General features: G+C 49.0%; 1 protein-coding gene. It reads right to left on the reverse strand.

Going from position 1 to position 247, the window contains the following annotated elements; genetic code table 11:
• Positions 1-42 precede the first annotated feature (42 nt).
• Positions 43-247 (reverse strand): HNH endonuclease (locus LKK83_RS00690; protein WP_324628804.1); only part of this gene is annotated, 205 nt, incomplete at its 5' end.

Genomic DNA, 247 nt, shown 5'->3' on the forward strand with positions numbered 1-247 from the left:
AACCGGACATGAGACTTTCACCTCATCCGGCTCCTAGCCAACTTATCCCTTGTCATGGGAGCTGACTTCCGCTTGATGTTCCTCGATTATACCAAGGTCTCTTGCGATTTTACGGTCGTGACAGTGGCGATGCAATGCTTGGCGGTTTTTGTGGGTATCTTTACCCTCCCCCGCTAGAGGTTTAATATGGTCTACCTCAATTAGGTCACTGTCCATGAAGAACAGGCCACATTCATTGCACTTGCCT

This window comes from Phormidium sp. CCY1219, from assembly GCF_035615515.1.
Lineage (GTDB): Bacteria > Cyanobacteriota > Cyanobacteriia > Cyanobacteriales > Laspinemataceae > CCY1219.